This is a genomic window from Actinobaculum suis, from assembly GCF_900102025.1.
GTDB classification, from domain to species: Bacteria; Actinomycetota; Actinomycetes; order Actinomycetales; family Actinomycetaceae; genus Actinobaculum; species Actinobaculum suis.
Map to the genome: position 1 here is coordinate 95,124 of NZ_FNAU01000007.1, position 16,830 is coordinate 111,953.

At 59.0% G+C, this 16,830-nt stretch carries 15 protein-coding genes; all 15 read left to right on the forward strand.

What is annotated here, in order from left to right:
- Positions 1-178 precede the first annotated feature (178 nt).
- The 15 genes from BLT47_RS05095 (at position 179) to atpA (ending at position 16,828) form a co-directional block, all read left to right on the forward strand.
- A complete protein-coding gene (locus tag BLT47_RS05095; protein ID WP_049619999.1) occupies positions 179-1,510 on the forward strand; it encodes a homoserine dehydrogenase in 1,332 nt (443 codons plus the stop codon).
- Complete coding sequence (gene thrC / locus BLT47_RS05100; protein WP_049620000.1) at positions 1,510-2,610, forward strand: threonine synthase; 1,101 nt, start codon at positions 1,510-1,512, stop codon at positions 2,608-2,610. The genes BLT47_RS05095 and thrC overlap by 1 nt, the downstream gene beginning before the upstream one ends.
- Before the next feature lie 76 nt (positions 2,611-2,686).
- Complete coding sequence (gene thrB, locus BLT47_RS05105) at positions 2,687-3,592, forward strand: homoserine kinase (protein ID WP_049620001.1); 906 nt, start codon at positions 2,687-2,689, stop codon at positions 3,590-3,592.
- A gap of 282 nt (positions 3,593-3,874) precedes the next feature.
- Positions 3,875-6,316, forward strand: a complete 2,442-nt coding sequence (gene rho, locus BLT47_RS05110) for a transcription termination factor Rho (RefSeq protein WP_256332531.1) — start codon at positions 3,875-3,877, stop codon at positions 6,314-6,316.
- Between the two features lie 282 nt (positions 6,317-6,598).
- Positions 6,599-6,811 carry a 50S ribosomal protein L31 gene (rpmE, locus tag BLT47_RS05115; RefSeq protein ID WP_049620002.1) on the forward strand — a complete coding sequence of 71 codons (213 nt, stop codon included), beginning with the start codon at positions 6,599-6,601 and terminating at the stop codon, positions 6,809-6,811.
- A gap of 455 nt (positions 6,812-7,266) precedes the next feature.
- Complete coding sequence (gene prfA, locus BLT47_RS05120; protein WP_407706090.1) at positions 7,267-8,373, forward strand: peptide chain release factor 1; 1,107 nt, start codon at positions 7,267-7,269, stop codon at positions 8,371-8,373.
- A gap of 102 nt (positions 8,374-8,475) precedes the next feature.
- The gene (locus BLT47_RS05125; RefSeq protein ID WP_256332532.1) at positions 8,476-9,588 is read left to right on the forward strand and encodes a N5-glutamine methyltransferase family protein; all 1,113 of its coding nucleotides are present in this window, start codon (positions 8,476-8,478) and stop codon (positions 9,586-9,588) included.
- Between the two features lie 73 nt (positions 9,589-9,661).
- Positions 9,662-10,345, forward strand: a complete 684-nt coding sequence (locus BLT47_RS05130; protein ID WP_083330083.1) for an L-threonylcarbamoyladenylate synthase — start codon at positions 9,662-9,664, stop codon at positions 10,343-10,345.
- Between the two features lie 11 nt (positions 10,346-10,356).
- Positions 10,357-11,751, forward strand: a complete 1,395-nt coding sequence (locus BLT47_RS05135) for a glycosyltransferase family 4 protein (RefSeq protein WP_083330084.1) — start codon at positions 10,357-10,359, stop codon at positions 11,749-11,751.
- Entirely contained in the window at positions 11,748-12,128 is a 381-nt protein-coding gene (locus tag BLT47_RS05140; protein WP_065414993.1) for a hypothetical protein, read from the forward strand. Before BLT47_RS05135 ends, BLT47_RS05140 begins: the two co-directional genes overlap by 4 nt.
- Positions 12,129-12,669: 541 nt before the next feature.
- Positions 12,670-13,491, forward strand: a complete 822-nt coding sequence (atpB, locus tag BLT47_RS05145; protein ID WP_082160193.1) for a F0F1 ATP synthase subunit A — start codon at positions 12,670-12,672, stop codon at positions 13,489-13,491.
- A gap of 79 nt (positions 13,492-13,570) precedes the next feature.
- Entirely contained in the window at positions 13,571-13,774 is a 204-nt protein-coding gene (atpE, locus tag BLT47_RS05150) for an ATP synthase F0 subunit C (protein WP_049620483.1), read from the forward strand.
- Positions 13,775-13,785: 11 nt separating this feature from the next.
- Positions 13,786-14,343: a F0F1 ATP synthase subunit B gene (gene atpF / locus BLT47_RS05155; protein WP_049620482.1), complete on the forward strand. Its 558-nt coding sequence runs from the start codon at positions 13,786-13,788 to the stop codon at positions 14,341-14,343.
- Positions 14,344-14,388: 45 nt separating this feature from the next.
- A complete protein-coding gene (locus BLT47_RS05160; protein WP_049620481.1) occupies positions 14,389-15,216 on the forward strand; it encodes a F0F1 ATP synthase subunit delta in 828 nt (275 codons plus the stop codon).
- Positions 15,209-16,828: a F0F1 ATP synthase subunit alpha gene (atpA, locus tag BLT47_RS05165; protein WP_065414994.1), complete on the forward strand. Its 1,620-nt coding sequence runs from the start codon at positions 15,209-15,211 to the stop codon at positions 16,826-16,828. The genes BLT47_RS05160 and atpA overlap by 8 nt, the downstream gene beginning before the upstream one ends.
- Positions 16,829-16,830: the final 2 nt, after the last annotated feature.

Genomic DNA, 16,830 nt, shown 5'->3' on the forward strand with positions numbered 1-16,830 from the left:
GAGGCTAGCGTATCGCGGACGCACGCGGCGCCGCGAGTGCCAGGCAGATAAGCTAGGTGAATGCATTACCGCGGTGCGTAGGCAAACGCGGCGCACATGCAGTTTCCGTAATGCACAAGACGAAGATAACATTCATATTCACGGTAACGTCACGAGGTCTAGAGGAGAATAGATAAGCGTGGAGGAATTGAAAGTTGCGCTCCTCGGCGCGGGTACGGTTGGTTCGCAGGTAGTTCGCTTGCTGGAAGAAAACGCGGAAGATTTCGCGGTACGGGCGGGCGCTAAACTAAAGATTATTGGGATTGCGGTGCGGGATACTAGCAAGCCGCGCGATCCTGCAATTGCGCGGTCTTTGCTTACAGACGACGCCGAATCCATTATTGACCAGGCGGATATCGTCATTGAGCTCATGGGCGGAATTGAACCGGCCCGTACCTATATCCTCCGCGCCATGGCCGGCGGAGCATCGGTGGTCACGGGCAATAAAGCCCTGCTAGCCGAGTACGGCCCGGAAATTTACGACGCCGCCGCCGCGGCCGATGTGGATCTGTACTACGAAGCAGCCGTGGGCGGCGCGGTGCCGATTGTGTACGGGCTACGCGAATCTTTGGCGGGCGATAATGTGCTTTCCGTGCTCGGTGTGCTCAACGGCACCACGAATTACATTCTGGACGAAATGACGCATAACGGCTTGAGCTATGCGGAAGCTTTGCGCAATGCGCAGGAACTCGGGTATGCGGAAGCCGATCCGACGGCCGATGTGGACGGTTTTGACGCCGCCGCCAAATGCGCTATTTTGGCGTCCCTCGCTTTCCACACGCGGATCAATTTGGAGGACGTTCACACCCACGGAATCCGCGATATTACACCGGAACAAATCGCTGCCGCCAAACGCGAAGGCTATGTGGTGAAACTGGTGGCTTCGGCCAAACGCCGCCCGCACGGCATTGAACTGTACGTGGGCCCCTCCCTGGTACCGCAAGGGCACCCGCTTTCTACCGTGCATGGCGCCTACAACGCCGTCGTTATTGATAGTGAAGCTTCGGACCGGCTCATGTTTTACGGACCGGGTGCAGGCGGGAGCCCCACGGCTTCCGCGGTACTTTCCGATGTGGTAGCCGCCGCGAATAAGAAGGTTTATGGAGGCCACGCCCCGCGCGAACTTATTTATGGGGAACTGCCGGTACTTTCTGCCGCCGAATCGCGTTCGCGTTTCCAGTTGCGGATGGCCGTGCCCGACGTAGTGGGCGTACTTGCCGCAATAACGAGCGTTTTTGCCCACCACGGGGTTTCTATTTCGGCGGTTGCACAAGAATCGGTGCTTCCCGAAAACAAGGGCCACAACCGCGCAATTCTTACCGTTACCACGCACGAAGCATCCCAGCGGGCACTGGAAGATACTATTGCGCAGTTGCGGGAAGGCATCCCGGTAGCGGCTTCGGAAGGCCAAGAAGATCCCGGTACCTTGCCGGTAGAAATCTCTAGTTTCATTCGAGTGGAGGAAGCGTAATGGCACATCTATGGCAGGGAATTATTGATGAGTACCGGCAGTGGCTTCCCTTCGGGGAGGAAACTGCGGCCGTGACCTTGCGCGAAGGCGGCACCCCGCTGGTGCGGGCACGCGCCTTGGAAGAACGTACCGGTGCCCAGGTGTATATCAAAGTGGAGGGGGCTAATCCCACCGGTTCTTTCAAAGACCGCGGGATGACTTCCGCCATCACCCAGGTAGCTACCACGGATACCCGCATGGTGGCTTGTGCTTCTACCGGTAACACTTCCGCTTCGGCGGCGGCTTATGCGGCGCAAGCGGGCTTGGAATGCGCGGTAATTTTACCGGCCGGGAAGATTGCGGCTGGCAAGCTGGCCCAGGCGATCGTGCACGGTGCCCGCCTGGTAGCCGTGGACGGAAACTTTGATGATTGCCTGCGCATTGTGCGTGCGCTTACCGAAAAATACCCGGTGGCACTGGTGAATTCGGTGAACCCGTACCGTTTGCAAGGCCAGAAGACGGCCGCTTTTGAAATCGTTGACGAACTGGGAGACGCCCCCGATATTCACGTGCTCCCGGTAGGAAATGCGGGCAATATTTCCGCCTACTGGATGGGGTATAACGAATACGCGGGGCGCCGCACGGCTACTTCCATGGGAGAACTGCCCGCAAGCGCCACCCCGCGGGCCACGAAAGTGCCGCGCATGTGGGGCGTGCAAGCGGCGGGTGCCGCGCCCTTCGTGGCCGGCCATCCGATCGAAAATCCGGAAACTATTGCCACCGCGATTCGCATTGGAAACCCGGCGTCGTGGGATTATGCGGTAGCGGCCCGGGACGATTCGGGCGGGTGGATCCGCGCCGTTTCGGATACCGAAATTCTGGAAGCGCAGGCGCTACTGGCCGCGCAGGTAGGTATTTTTGTGGAACCGGCGTCTGCGGCTTCCGTGGCCGGCCTGCTGGCCGCCGCCCAAGCCGGGGAAGTACCCGCGGGTGCCACAATTGTGTGTACCGTTACCGGCAATGGTTTGAAGGACACCGCTACCGCGCTGGCCGGGCGCGAGTTGGACCTGACCCCGATCGAGCCGAGCGTGGAAGCCGCGGTAAAGGTATTGAGCCTGTAGATTTTGCTGGTTAGCACGGCTAATAAAACAGCACCGCTGATAGATTTTGCTGGTAAGTTCCGGAGGAGGAATATAAATGCGCATTGCGAAATCAAGCGCGACCGTGCGGGTGCCCGCCACCTCGGGAAACCTGGGCCCGGGCTTCGACTGCATGGGGATGGCCCATAACATTTGGGATGAAGTTTCGGTGCGTTTAATCACCGGAAAAACCACGGTCACCATTGAAGGCGAGGGTGCCGATACCCTGCCCACCGATGAATCTCATCTCATCGTGCGGGCCATGCGCCGCGCTTTCGAAGTGGCCGCCCTTCCTAATGTGGGTTTTGAGCTTTCCTGCCGCAATCGCATTCAGCAAGGCCGGGGCTTGGGCAGTTCCGCTGCCGCGGTAGTGGCCGGTTTGGTTTTGGTGCGCGGTTTAGTGGATCGCCCCGCTTTGCTGAACGACGACGTCCTCCTCGAACTTGCCTGCGAATTTGAAGGGCATCCCGATAACGCCGCGCCCGCGCTCTTTGGCGGAGCCGTGGTGGCGTGGAAAGACGAGCAGGAAGAAGCTACGCATGCGGCCCGCATTCCCGTCTCTCGGCGGGTGCGTACCACTTTGCTAATTCCTTCCAGTGAGCTACCAACCGTAGAAGCGCGCGCGGTTTTGCCAGCAGAAGTCCCGCACCGGGATGCGGCCCTAAATGCTTCGCGGGCCGCCATGCTCACTTTGGCTTTAGAACATTATCCGGAGCTTTTGTACACGGCTACCGAAGACCGTTTGCACCAGGAATACCGGGCCACCTCGCTTGGTGACTCATACCGCATTATGCGTGCCTTGCGGGATGCTGGATGGCCGGCAGTAATTTCTGGGGCGGGCCCCTCGGTATTGGTTTTTGATCGGCTCGATGCGGAAACCGCCGCAATTATGGAGCAAAACGGTTTCCGAGTGGATTATTCGGGAATGGCCACCCGCGGCGCACATATTATTGAGGAGGGTTAGCAGGCTTCCAACGGGTTCCGGTTCACACATTTTCGGCGTCGTATTTGCGCGAGAACCACATATTACTGGTAAAGTATCCGGTGATCGCGAAGAATGCGTTAGAGCAACCGATCAGTACCTTCTTGTGAGAACGTTACTGGCTGTACCCAGATGGAGGCCAAACGGAAGAAGGTTCCCGCAGATTTTAATGCCAGGGGCACTCAAGCCAGGGGCACGCGCGGGTATTTATACATTCAGCTCATGCCGGCACTGGGCCGGCTTTAATGCCGAGGAAGGAACCTCGTGACGGAAACTCCCAAAATTAAGGGTGCTATTTCACAGATGCGCGTAGGCGAGCTTCGCGCGCTTGCGGATGAGCTTGGCCTCTCCGTAGATCCCAAGGCTCGTAAAGCAGATCTTCTCGCGGCCATCCGCGAAGTAGTGCCGGCGCGCCGTGGGCGGCCCGCAAAGAAACAAACCGAAACCGCAATATCGCCGGAAGGCGAGAAGCAGACCGCTCCCGCCACCGCAGAAGCTGCTAAAGAAACTGTTGACGCTAAGGGTGCGGCAGCGGCGGAAAAAACAGGGGCGATGGGTGCTAGCACTGCTTCCCTCACCACGGAAGAACGCCGTGAGCTCGCGGCCAGTGAGCCCGCCCCACGTCCCGCGAAGGCGCGCAAGAAGAAAGAAGATAAGTCGGCAAGCGCGCCGCGTCCGGGCGAATGGAAAGACGCTGTAGAAGAAGCCGAAGAAAAGCACGCGGTAAAGAAAGAACGCCGCGCGCCAGAAGAAGGCACAGAAGAACATAAAAATGCTGCCGGTACGCGGGAACGCCCGCGCCGCCGCACCCGCGTGGTGGAAAGTTTGCGCGCGGAAGAAAGAACGCCAGCGGCCGCGGCTACTGACGTTCCGGCAGCGCAGCGCCAGGAAAAGAGCACCGCTGAAAGTGCGCAGAGCCCGGCAGAAGCCAGTGAAGCTCCAGCACTGCGGCGCCAACGCCGCGAGGCGGGCGAGGCTCGGGAAGGTACCCGGAGGCGGGAAGGAACCACGCGGCGTCGTATCCGCAATCACCGCGGCTCCGATGGTTATATTGATTCCGAATCGGAAACCAAGGCGGGCACTATTGAACTTGACCTGCCTGCCCCGCGCGGCACGGTAGGGGAAACCAAGCGTTCTGAAAAGATGTCTGCCGAAGACAAGCGGGCCGCACTGGAAGCCATTGGTGATGCGGCCGAAAGGCGTGCGGAACAAGAAGAGGATGCGGGGGAGGGCCGCCGGCGCCGCCAGCGTAACCGCAACCGCACCAAGGAACGCGAAGCCCGTGCGGAAAGCAGTGAAGCGCGCGAAGAACAGCCGCGCGTACGTAAACGCAGCGTGGAACGCAGTGAACGCGCCGAACGCAGCGAACGTACGGAACGTACTGAGCGCACTGAACGTACTGAGCGCCGGGAGCGCACCACACGCGAGGCCCGCGCGGCCAGCACCGAACAGGAAACCACCCAGCGCACGCGCGAAGAAGTACTGCTTCCCGTGGCCGGTATTGTGGACAAGGCCGGAAACCAGTTCTACCTGCGCACTGGCGGCTACTTGCCCGGAAAGAACGATGCGCGTATTTCCAACAATCTGGTACGGCAATTGGGTCTGCGCCGCGGGGATGCGGTGCAGGGCGCGGTACGCCAGGCCGAAGAAGCTGAGAATGCAAATCAGCGGCGCGGAAATCGCCGCGGAGCTGCCCGGGGCCGCCAGCAAGGCCGGCGCCGGCAAACTCCCGCAAAATCCGTTAACCAGTTGGTGGAAGTTTCTGCCATTAATGGTGTGGCTCCCGACGAAGCCACGCAACGCCCGGAGTTTAATAAGCTCACCCCGCTGTATCCGAATGAAATGTTGCGGCTGGAAACCGGAAAGAAGTCGATTTCGCAGCGAGCCATTGATTTGGTAGCGCCGATCGGCAAGGGGCAGCGCGGGCTCGTAGTTTCCCCGCCCAAGGCCGGTAAGACGATGATTTTGCAGTCGATTGCGGAATCTATCGCGCAAAACTATCCCAACGTACACCTCATGGTGGTGCTCGTGGATGAACGGCCGGAAGAAGTTACCGATATGCGCCGGATCGTACGCGGAGAAGTAATCGCTTCTACCTTCGACCGGCCGGCTAGCGACCACACCACCGTGGCCGAACTGGCCATTGAACGCGCCAAGCGTTTGGTAGAACTAGGCCAAGACGTAGTGGTATTGCTGGATTCGCTTACCCGCCTGGCCCGTGCCTATAACCTGGCCACGCCGGCCTCCGGGCGCATCCTCTCCGGTGGTGTGGATGCCACCGCGCTCTACCCGCCGAAGCGTTTCTTTGGCGCCGCCCGCAATATCGAAAATGGCGGTTCGCTCACGATCATTGCCACCGCGCTGGTGGAAACCGGATCGAAGATGGACGAAGTTATTTTCGAAGAATTCAAGGGCACCGGCAATATGGAACTGCGACTCTCGCGCCAGTTGGCCGACCGTCGTATTTTCCCGGCGATCGATGTTAACTCTTCCGGCACCCGCCGGGAAGAAATGCTCTATTCGCCCGAAGAGCTCAAGGTTTTGTGGTCCTTGCGCCGCGCCCTGGGCACGCTTTCGGTGGAAGACGCATCCGACTTCGTGCTCAAACGGCTCAAGAAGACGGAAAACAATGCCGAATTCTTGGTTTCTATTATGCGCAGCGTGCAGGCCTCCGGCCATGCCGCGCTGGGCACCAAGGGAGACTAAGCGTCGGGCAAGTAGGAATTGGTTTCCGCGGGCTTGGAAAACTCGCGGAATACTTTCCTGGCGCGTACGCTTATACCTAATGTTATCGGTGGTGTGCTTGCTCACGGGCGGGCGCAATGCGGGTAGCGGCGTGTAATAATACTTCGTCGGCTTCCGGTTCACCGGTTCGTCGAAAATGGGCGCTGGCCGTAGGTACGGCGTCGTTTCGAAAAACGTTTCATCCGCGGAGAGATGGGGCGCGCGAATTGGACCCGGGGGCACTAAACGATCCAAGGAGAACACATGAAGCAGGGCATTCATCCCGAATACCACGACGTGCACGTGGCGTGCGGCTGCGGCAATCAATTTGATACGCGGTCTACTTTCGCAGGGGACACCATGCGGGTGGAAGTGTGCAACAATTGCCATCCGTTCTACACCGGCAAGCAGAAGATTCTGGACACCGGTGGGCGTGTGGCTCGCTTCGAAGCTCGCTACGGCAAGCGCCAGAAGTAGCTTCTGCAACCGGCACCACCGCGCTTGGCGCGCCCGTGGTGCAAGCGGCGGTATAACCGGGCATACCCGGGAGTGCCGCCGTTTATTGTTGCCGCAAGCGTTGCTTTGGTGTTGCTGCGATTGTTGCTTTCGTGGCGCGGTGTCGGGTTCGCGTAAAGCGGGTCGGCGGTGCCGGGCTTGCGTAAAGCGTGTCTAGCGCACTGCTGGGTCGCGCAATCACTGGGGCAGTATTTAATGCCGTTTTGGTGCGGGGTGCGTGCTGTGCCTGCCGCGCGGACGGGAGAGCCAGAAAACTGGGCCAATGGGCTCGGTGTGTATTGTGAGTGGTGGACCGAAGTACCATTTACATGGTGGAAATAGTTATACAGAAAGCGTGAGAGCGGCCAGCACCGCCTGGTACGGCCAGCCGCTTTGTCTTTCGTTGCAGATCAGAAATACATCCGGAAAGGTGGCCCGTGGCAGATAACCGCGCTGAAGTAGCTGAACAAATGATGGCGGAATACGAGCAGATCGAGCGTGACATGGCCTCGCCCGAAGTGCTCAGCTCGCCCGATAAAATGCGCTCCCTGGGGCGGCGGTATGCTGAACTGGGAGTAGTAGTGGGTATTTACCGCCAATACGCACAGGCCGCACAGGATCTAGAAGAAGCACGCGAGATCGTAGCGCAAGGTGGGGAAGACGCCGATCTTTTCAAGCCGGAATTGCCCGGCCTGGAAGCCACTTTTAATGATCTTTCTGAACAGCTCACGCAGGCTTTGTTGCCGCGTGATGAAGACGACGCCCGCGATGTAATTATGGAAATTAAGGCGGGGGCCGGCGGGGAAGAATCCGCGCTTTTTGCTTCCGATTTGGCCCGGATGTATGAACGCTACGCAGCCAAGCAAGGGTGGACGTGGGAAGTCCTTTCCGCCAATATCACCGAACTGGGTGGCATTAAAGATTCCGAGATTGCGATCCGCCATCGCGGGCAACTTAGCGATCCTGCGGAAGGGGTGTGGGCACACCTGAAATACGAAGGTGGAGTACACCGCGTGCAACGCGTACCCGTTACCGAATCGCAAGGGCGTATTCAGACTTCTACGGCCGGGGTATTGGTTTTTGCGGAAGTCGATGATCCAGGGGAAGTGGAAATCCACGATTCAGACCTGCGCATTGATGTGTACCGTTCTTCGGGCCCGGGCGGCCAGTCGGTGAATACCACGGATTCGGCCGTGCGTATCACCCACCTTCCCACCGGGATTGTGGTCTCCATGCAGGATGAAAAATCCCAGATCCAAAACCGCGAATCTGCCATGCGTGTGTTGCGGGCCCGTTTGCGGCAGATGCAACTCGATCAGCAGGCGGCAGAAAACGCGGAGTTGCGGCACTCGCAGGTGCGCACCTTGGACCGTTCGGAACGTATCCGCACGTACAACTTCCCGGAAAATCGGATCGCCGATCACCGCACGGGTTATAAGGCACACAACCTTGACGCGGTGCTCGACGGCGACCTCGACGAAATTATTGATTCCGCCCGGCAAATGGATGAAAAGGCACGGCTGGAACAAGCCGAACAAAAATAAGACCGCGAGACCGGCAAAACTAATAACGCGGGACCGGCAAAACTAATAACGCGGGACTGGCAATACCAACAACACTAATAACACGGGGCAGGCGAAAGTACGGTGAAGCAAGGCGAAGCTAATGCGGGGGCGGTGCCAGCTAACGGGCTCGCGGGTGCCGGCGGAGACGCTAGTACCGGCAGCGGCACGGACGCTAACATCGGCACGGACGCAAGCATTAGGCCCAGCACCGCTGCCCGGACCCCTGCCAGCACCGCGCGGCCGGGCATGGATCCGGTTGCCAGCTACGCCGGTGGCGTGTGGGCTAGCTTATTGCGCGATGCCACGTATTTACTGGCCGAATCAGGCGTCGCCTCACCGGGCCATGATGCGCGCGAGCTGGCCGAATTTGTGCTCGGCGAGCGGCCCTGGCCCAGCCGGCGCATAGCTTCCACCGCCGAGGCGCGGCGTTACTTGGAGCTCGTAGCCCAGCGGGCGGCGCGCATCCCCTTGCAACACCTTACGGGCCGCATGTACTTCCGCTATCTGACGCTAAAAAGCACCCCGGACGCGCTGATCGTCCGGCCCGAAACCGAATTGGTGGCCGGCGAAGCAATTGATTTTCTGCGCGAACTTGTGGCGGCCGGAAATCCGGCCCAGCTGGGCGGCGCGCCAGCGGCGGGCGCGGCACCGGCCCCGCTCGCGGTAGATTTGGGAACCGGTTCGGGTGCGATTGCCCTCGCTATCGCCACCGAAGTTCCCACGGCCCGCGTGGTTGCCGTGGATATTTCCGCCGCAGCTTTAGCTTTGGCCGCAGAAAACGCCCGCCATTACCAAGTCCCCACGGCGCGTTTAGAATTTCGCCAGGGGGATGCGATGGCGCCACCGGCCAGTGCAGCATCGGTGGTGGCGGACTTGCGGGGGAGGTGCGACGTCGTCGTCACCAACCCACCCTATGTGCCGCCGCAGATATTTTATTCTCATAGTCCGGAGGTGCAAGCCGACCCAGAATTGGCTTTAGCCGGGGGCGGCCCGCACGGGTTGGAAAAACCGGAAGCATTTTTGGCCAGTGCGGTGGAGCTATTGCGGCCCGGTGGGCTAGTGGTGATGGAACACGCGGAAGAACAGGCCGCGCCCCTGCGAGAAGCGGCTCGCAGGGCAGGGCTCACGCAAGTGGGAACGGGAAATGACCTAACCGGCAGGCCGCGGTGGCTGCGCGGCTACAAACCGGTATAGGGCGGGAGAAGCACCGGCGAAGCAACCGCAGCAGCGGCAGAAATATCGCATACAGAAATCGAGGCATTACGTTATGCAGATCTTTGAGGTTTGCGAATCGAAAGTATCGCGGGAAGCGGGGTGTATCTCCCCGGCTTTCGCAGCGGCGCGGGCGGCGGTAGCGGCGGGAGAACTGATTGTGCTCCCCACCGATACCGTGTACGGGATCGGCTGTGACCCGCTCAACCGGGAAGCCGTTACCAGGCTGCTAACCGCGAAGGGACGCGGGCGCGATAAACCCTCGCCGGTGCTCATCAGCTCGCTGGATGACGCGCGGCGGCTGACGGTGGAAATCCCTCCGGTAGCGGAACAGCTCGCGGCCGAATTTTGGCCCGGCGCGCTCACCATTGTGCTCCCCGCCCGCCCGGAAATCGGCTGGGACCTGGGCGAAACCGGTGGCACTGTGGCCCTGCGCATGCCCGATAACGAAATAGCTTTGGAACTGCTGCGCGAATGCGGACCTTTGGCTGTTACCTCGGCGAACCTTACCGGGCAGCCGCCTGCCCGTACAGCGGCAGAAGCCCAGGCACAGCTGGGCGAGAAAGTGGCGGTCTACCTGGATGGCGGGTCGGTGCGCGGGGGTGTGCCTTCCACTATCGTGCGGGTAAATATTTCGCGCCCGGCGGCCGGCGCCCCGCAATTGGAGATCTTGCGGCACGGTGCTATAGCCGACGCGGAGATTGGACGCTTCGGCTCGCTCGCCGCTCCGGCACAGTAAGCTAGCGGGCGATGCGCGTATACATTTTGATGGCGGTGATTGCGGCAGCGATCACCTACTTGCTGGTCCCCTTGGTACTTCGCCTTGCCCTCGCGGTAGGGGCGATGACCCAGGTCCGCGCGCGTGACGTACATACCGTGCCCATTCCGCGGCTTGGCGGGATAGCGATGCTCGGCGGTTTTGCTGGCTCCCTCGCTATCTGTTCCCAAATTCCGTATCTGCGGGAAGTGCTCGGCCCCAGTTCACAAGCGTGGGGCGTGCTTTTAGGGGCCGCACTCATGGCCCTCGTGGGCGCGCTCGACGACATATGGGAGCTCGACTGGGCCACAAAACTTGCCGGTGAGGTTTTGGCCGCGGGCGTAATGGCCTGGCAGGGTGTGCAGTTCCTAACGATCCCCTTCATGGGCCTGACCGTTGGCTCCTCGCGTCTATCAATCGTATTCACGATCATTTTCGTGATCGTTATCGTCAATGCCGTCAATTTTATGGATGGGCTAGACGGCTTGGCTGCCGGTATCGTTTTTATCGCCGCCAGCGCTTTCTATCTTTATTCTTACGCGCTTACCCGCAATGCTACCCCCGGGGATTACACTTCCGTGGCCTGCGCAATCTCCGCGGCACTGGTGGGGATTTGTGCCGGTTTCCTGCCCCATAACTTCCATCCCGCGCGCATTTTCATGGGCGATTCGGGCGCGCTCATGCTCGGCACGATCATCTCCGGTGCCACGATTGTTGTTACCGGCCAAATCGACCCGCAAACCACTTCGCTGGGATACTCGCTCCCGGCCTACTTGCCCTTGTTGTTGGCGTGCGCCGTCGTACTCCTACCCCTTATAGATTTCGTGTGGGCGGTAGTGCGCCGCCTCGCGCGCGGGCAATCACCATTCGCTGCCGACGCCGGTCACCTCCATCATCGCCTCCTTCGCCGCGGGCATTCGCACCGGGGAACCGTACTGATTTTGTACATGTGGGCGGCGGTTTTCTCTTTCACTACGATTTTATTGGTCGTCTTACCGTGGCACCGGGTGCTACTTATCGGACTGGTTGCCTGCACGGTAGCGATAATTATTTCTTCGCGCGTCTTTTCGGTGCGCGGGCGAAAAGCGACGACGCCGCCCGGCCAGCTTTCCGATAGCGCTGCGGTAAAAAATAGTGCGGCGGTAAAAAATAGTGCGGCGGTAAAAAATAGTGCGGCGGTGAAAGATAGCGCGGCGGTGAAAGATAATGATGACGTGGATTTGTACGGCCTGGCCGAAACGCACGAAACCGAAAAGCCCGGACCGCGGGCGGCGGATATAGCCGGGGCGGGGGCTACGAAACGCACTGAGGCGGGGGCTACGAAACCCACCGGGGCAGGGGCTACGAAACCAACCCGGCCGCAGGTAACAGAAAAGGAGAAGCAATGACGACGTCCGAGCGGATGAATAGGCGGGCTAACTTGTATTCGATGCTGGCCATCGCCGTGCTTACCGCTATTGTGGCTGGGTTACTCGCGAAATTTGCCGATCTGGAAACCGCGAAGGCGGCCCTGGTAGGTGGGGCGATTGGGATTGGGCTGGAACTGGTTTCGATGCTTTTATGGCTCGTTCCGAAAGCTGGAGGATGGGCCGGAATGCTCGCTTATGTGTTGAAAATCTTGGTTTTGCTCGTGGTGCTGAGCCTTCTTCGGGCCTATAGCGCACTCGATGAGACGGTGGTGGCCCTGGTGGCGGCTGGCGCAATCCTGGTGGCTTTGACGGTGCAAACCGTGATGGTTATGCGATCCCGGCCGGCTCTGGAATAAGCGTGCGGCGGACGCTACAACACACGTATATGCTGCGGAAGGGCAGCAGCATGGGCTCGCGGCTTGGGGGAAATGGTTCGCGGCCTGAGCTAATGGGTTCGCGGCTTGGGAAATGGGCTCGCGGCCTGAGGGTATGGGCTCGCGGCCTGAGGGCATGGGCTCGCGACCCGAGAAAAATGAGACTGGTAAAGCCTGGCCAGATCTGAAATCCTAACTCCGGAACAAAATGTCACGGAAACGGAAACGTTCCGTGACGTTACCTCCGCGAAGCTGAAAGATTAGGATAAAACCGCTAGACTATCCACGAACAGAACTCATTTTGAGATAGTTTTTGATAGTTTAGAGGCCGTCTGGAGGCCGTAACAGGCCCTTTGGGCCCTAGTGCCTAAGGGCTGGGGGCTATGATGAGTTCCGTTGTTCCATTTATTGGGGAGGCTTAGGGGTGGTGCCCAGCGTTCCCTGTACTATGGAAGCTAGTTGTCAGGCACGGTTAGCCGCCCAAAAGGTGCGCGACCGAGATTATGTTGTGAGAGGGTGACGAATGGCAGTCGGTTCACTCGCGACTCTTCCGAGCTTTACCGCACCAATGACGGGCGGCGGGGGCGAAGCGTTTCACATCCCCGGCGTTGAGGAGTTTTTCCCGGAGCCATTTTTATTTGTAGGTACCCCATTCGAGATGAACCGGCTCATGGTGATCCGGATTATCGCGGCCTGCGCATTACTGCTTATCTGCGTACTCTTTGCGCGGCGAGCACGACTCGTTCCGCGCAGGGCGCAGGCAGCTACGGAAATGCTTTTCGAATTCTCTACGAATAATATTGGTACGGAGATCCTGGGCGGTAAAGCACGGCCCTACCAGCCGGCGATTATGACGGTATTCCTCGGGGTTCTTTTCATGAACCTCACCGGGGTTATCCCGGGCCTGCAATTAGCAGGAACTGCCGTTGTTGGTATGCCCTTGGTATTTGCGATCTTCTCCTGGGCGGTTATGATCTGGGCAGGGATTCGAGAGCGGGGCGGCGCTCGTTACTTCAAAGATGAGCTGTTCCCGCCGGGTATGCCCAAGGCTATTTACGTCCTACTTACGCCGATTGAGGTGATTTCCACCTTCGTCTTGCGGCCCTTTACGCTGACGGTCCGTCTGTTGGCCAACATGATGTCCGGGCACATGCTTATGGTTGTGTGCTTCCTGGGCACCCACTTCTTGATAGTGCAGATGGGCGGAATAGGGATCGCGATGGGCGGTTTGACTTTGGTCGGCTCCATCGTAGTAATGCTTTTCGAAATGTTCATTGCCGCGTTGCAGGCATACATTTTCGCGCTGATTACAGCTGTTTATATTAGCCTTTCGATTTCTCACTAAGATCCACTTAGCGAGGAAGCGAATCCGTGAAAAATAAAATGTCAACTGACATATAGAAACCACAGAAAAGGAAACAAAAATGGGAGTTCTCGCAACTATCGGTTATGCCCTCGCCGCGCTTGGTCCGGCTATTGCCATTGGCATGATTGGTTCGCAGAATCAGAGCGCTACGGCCCGGCAGCCGGAAATGGCGGGAGCCTTGCGTACCAATATGATTCTGGCGATCGCCTTTGCTGAAGCCCTCGGCCTCCTCGGCTTCGTCGCGGGCTTCGTCTTCAAGTAGGCCGATAACTCATGATTCTTGCTGAAACACAGAATGTGATCCTGCCCGCGTTGCCGGATCTACTATGGGGATCGGTCTGCTTCCTCATCATCGTGATAGCAGTGATGAAGTTTGCGTGGCCAAAGTTCTCAGCGCTACTCGATGAACGCGGTGAAAAGATTCAGGCCGGTTTGGATGCCGCTGAAGAAGCCCGCGCGGAAGTTGCCAGTGAACGCGAGAAGATCGAAGTGGAAATCCGCGAAGCTGAACTCGAAGCGGGACGGATTCGCCAGCGCGCTCAGGATAATGCCGATGAAATCCGGTCACGCGCGCGCGAAGAAGCGAAGGTGGAAGCCGAACGCACTGTCGCCGTGGCGCAGTCACGTATTGCCGCAGATAGAGAAGCAGCGGTACGGGTTTTGCGCGGCGACGTAGGCGATCTCGCGGTCAAACTCGCGAACCGAATCGTGGGCGAACAGGTGCGGCTCAACCCAGAAGTAAACCAGGGAGTGGTCGATTCCTTCCTCGATGAACTCGAGCAAACAGAAGGATCGAAGAGTGCCACCCCGGCGGGAGGGCAAGGGGCGTAAATGCGTCTACTGAGAAGTAGTAGGAGCCGGAGATCCGGCCACCGATTGGGGCAAATCTGGGGTGATTTGCGGCCCGAAGGAGACCTGCGGGGCCAAGAAATGGCCGCGGAGATTTACTTCGCAACGCAAATACTGGAAAGCTCCGGGGCATTGCTCCGAGTGGTGCAAGACACCACGCGGAGCCTCGAGGGCCGGCAAGAGCTGGTTGCCACAATTCTGGGAGGAAAAGTTTCCGAGAATGTGGTCAAGCTGGTGCAAGCCGCAATTTCCCTGTCGTGGTCGGAAGATGATGATCTGCCTAACGCCTTGGAATGGGTAGCGGCAGGGGCGCTAATACGGCAGGCGCGCGGGCGCAAGGAGCTAGACCGGCTGGAAAAGGAACTCTTCGCCGCAGTGCGAGTGTTCCGCCAACAACCGGGCGTGCGGGTGGCCGTCGAAGATATCTACGGATACCCCGAAGACTCTCGCGTGGAGTTGGCAAAAAAGCTATTCACCGGCGTCACCGCGGAAGCTCTCGAGCTCATCGAATGGGCGGTGCGGGATTCCGGAGACGTAGGCGTGCTCGAAACACTACGGGCCTTTGCCGATATGACGGCCGAACTGGCCGGGCAATCAGCAGCTACGGTGTATAGCGCCTACGAAATTTCCCCGGCGCAAGAAGAACGCCTGGCAAATGCCCTCTCGCGGTATTACGGGAAGCCGATCTCTATCCATGTGACGATCGAACCGGAATTGGTGGGTGGATTACGCATCGAATTTGGTGCTGACGTCCTGGACGCTTCTCTACTTCAAAGAATGAAAAACGTTAAAGCATCCGTCGCCCGAATGTCGGCATCGGCGGGACGTAGCAAGGAAAAAGTTAAGAATGGCTGATGTAACTATTCGGCCCGAAGAGATTCGGGCGGCGCTCGACGATTTTGTGCGCACGTACGAGCCTGAGCACACGGGAAGCGAAGAAATTGGCCACGTGACAATGACGGCCGACGGTATCGCCCGTGTGGGTGGCTTGCCCAACGCCATGGCCAATGAGCTACTCGAATTTGAGGACGGCACCCGTGGCCTGGCAATGAACTTGGAAGAACGAGAAATCGGTGTGGTAGTACTCGGGGACTTCTCTTCGATTGAAGAGGGGCAGGAAGTACGGCGTACCGGAGAAGTTCTTTCCGTACCGGTTGGTGATGGCTATCTCGGCCGTACCGTAGATCCGCTGGGTAAACCGATTGATGGCCTCGGCGAAATCGAAGGCTTGGAAGGCCGGCGCGCCCTGGAGCTGCAGGCTCCCGGCGTAATGGCCCGCAAATCCGTAAACGAACCACTGGAAACCGGCATTAAGGCGATCGATTCCATGACGCCGGTTGGCCGAGGCCAGCGGCAGTTGATTATTGGTGACCGCCAGACGGGTAAGACGGCCCTCGCGATCGACACCATCCTTAATCAGCGGAAGAACTGGGAATCCGGCGATCCTAACAAGCAGGTGCGGTGCATCTACGTAGCTGTGGGGCAGAAGGGCACGACCATTGCTTCGGTGCGGTCCACGCTGGAACGTTACGGGGCCATGGAGTACACGACGATCGTGGCTGCGCCTGCTTCTGATCCGGCGGGCTTCAAGTACCTCGCTCCTTACACTGGTTCGGCAATCGGGCAGCACTGGATGTATGGCGGCAAGCACGTGCTGATTGTCTTCGACGATCTGTCCAAGCAAGCCGAAGCCTACCGTGCTATTTCCTTGCTGCTGCGCCGTCCGCCGGGCCGTGAAGCTTATCCGGGTGACGTTTTCTACCTGCACTCGCGTTTGCTAGAACGTTGCGCCAAGCTTTCGGACGAACTCGGCGGGGGCTCGATGACGGGCCTGCCGATCGTCGAAACCAAGGCTAATGACGTTTCGGCTTATATTCCCACCAACGTAATTTCGATTACGGATGGGCAGATCTTCTTGCAATCAGATCTGTTCAACGCGAACCAACGCCCGGCTGTAGACGTGGGCATTTCGGTCTCGCGTGTGGGTGGCGATGCCCAGATCAAGGCCATGAAGAAGGTAGCGGGTACGCTCAAGATTTCCTTGGCACAGTACCGATCGCAGGCTGCTTTCGCCATGTTCGCTTCCGATCTGGATCCGGCTACGCGCCAGCAGCTCACGCGCGGGGAACGGCTCATGGAATTGCTCAAGCAACCGCAGTACACGCCGTATCCCATTGAAGACCAAGTGGTTTCTATTTGGGCTGGTTCTACCGGAGTTTTGGACGAAATCCCGGTCGAAAAGGTGCACGATTTCGAATCCCAGTTCCTAGATTACGTACGGCACAACACGGGAGTTCTCACTGCGATCCGGGAATCCGGAGACCTCGCCGCCGAAGTCGAAGAAGAACTTAAGCAGGCCGCCGAAGAGTTCTCTTACTCTTACCGGCTGGCCGAAGGTCTTATCGACAAGACCGAAGAGCCCGAGGTGGAGCGCGAACGCGAAGTCCTCCCGGTCACGAGGCAGTAGGG

Bases quoted from the DNA above. Each gene is read 5' to 3' on its own strand.
- atpF (WP_049620482.1), top strand. From the start codon at position 13,786: ATGATTCTTGCTGAAACACAGAATGTGATCCTGCCCGCGTTGCCGGAT.
- atpA (WP_065414994.1), top strand. From the start codon at position 15,209: ATGGCTGATGTAACTATTCGGCCCGAAGAGATTCGGGCGGCGCTCGAC.
- BLT47_RS05130 (WP_083330083.1), top strand. From the start codon at position 9,662: ATGCAGATCTTTGAGGTTTGCGAATCGAAAGTATCGCGGGAAGCGGGG.
- atpB (WP_082160193.1), top strand. From the start codon at position 12,670: ATGGCAGTCGGTTCACTCGCGACTCTTCCGAGCTTTACCGCACCAATG.
- atpE (WP_049620483.1), top strand. From the start codon at position 13,571: ATGGGAGTTCTCGCAACTATCGGTTATGCCCTCGCCGCGCTTGGTCCG.
- thrB (WP_049620001.1), top strand. From the start codon at position 2,687: ATGCGCATTGCGAAATCAAGCGCGACCGTGCGGGTGCCCGCCACCTCG.
- BLT47_RS05140 (WP_065414993.1), top strand. From the start codon at position 11,748: ATGACGACGTCCGAGCGGATGAATAGGCGGGCTAACTTGTATTCGATG.
- BLT47_RS05135 (WP_083330084.1), top strand. From the start codon at position 10,357: ATGCGCGTATACATTTTGATGGCGGTGATTGCGGCAGCGATCACCTAC.
- thrC (WP_049620000.1), top strand. From the start codon at position 1,510: ATGGCACATCTATGGCAGGGAATTATTGATGAGTACCGGCAGTGGCTT.
- rpmE (WP_049620002.1), top strand. From the start codon at position 6,599: ATGAAGCAGGGCATTCATCCCGAATACCACGACGTGCACGTGGCGTGC.